This is a genomic window from Oleiphilus sp. HI0117, assembly GCF_001635235.1.
This window is the reverse complement of sequence record NZ_LWGA01001124.1, coordinates 1-693: the sequence shown is the minus strand read 5'-3', so window position 1 is coordinate 693 and position 693 is coordinate 1. Positions and strand designations below refer to the sequence as shown.

General features: G+C 42.3%; 1 protein-coding gene. It reads left to right on the top strand.

Going from position 1 to position 693, the window contains the following annotated elements:
- Nucleotides 1-28: 28 nt before the first annotated feature.
- On the top strand, nt 29-693 hold a 665-nt coding region (locus A3757_RS20140; RefSeq protein ID WP_231878332.1), incomplete at its 3' end, for a DUF3187 family protein.

Genomic DNA, 693 nt, shown 5'->3' with positions numbered 1-693 from the left:
CTCTATACTTACTACCCTTTGCTACATCGTGCTTTTTAGCTCTCAATTACAAGCTGCACAAACCTATAATAGCGAGACAATAGACGCTCGAAACAACAGCCCTATTGCTATGCTTTTCTCTCTCCCAAGAGCTAGCTTTTACCCAAATGAGCAAATCGGATCGATTCATTTACAATCAGACGCTTCGCTCACCAATTACATCAGCACTACAGATAAAAATGGCGACTATTTTCGCATAGACGGAGAAACCTGGAGATTTAGAAACACAGTTTCATACCAATATTCTCAACAGCTTCGCATTCTGGTAGACGCGTCCTGGATAAAACATGGCGGCGGTTTAGGTGATCGATTTATTTTCCACTTCCATGATGCATTAGCACTTCCACAAAATGGCCGCTCCGATAAGCAACACGATAGGTTCAACTGGACACTCTATTCTGAAAATCAGCAGGTATTATCTTTTCAGCGGGAAGCGTCTTCATGGGGTGACACCGAGGTTTCATTCGCATGGAAAATGAAAGAAATCTCCGATACTCAATACAACGCTACACTTAAAATTCCCACTGGCAACTACACGAATCAAACAGGCAGTGAAGCCTTCGACATAAATTTTAGCATCACCCAGCAGAACCCTGAGTGGTTCAAAAGGCGCAATTTTTTTGAACAAACAAAGCTTTCTTTATGGTACGGTAC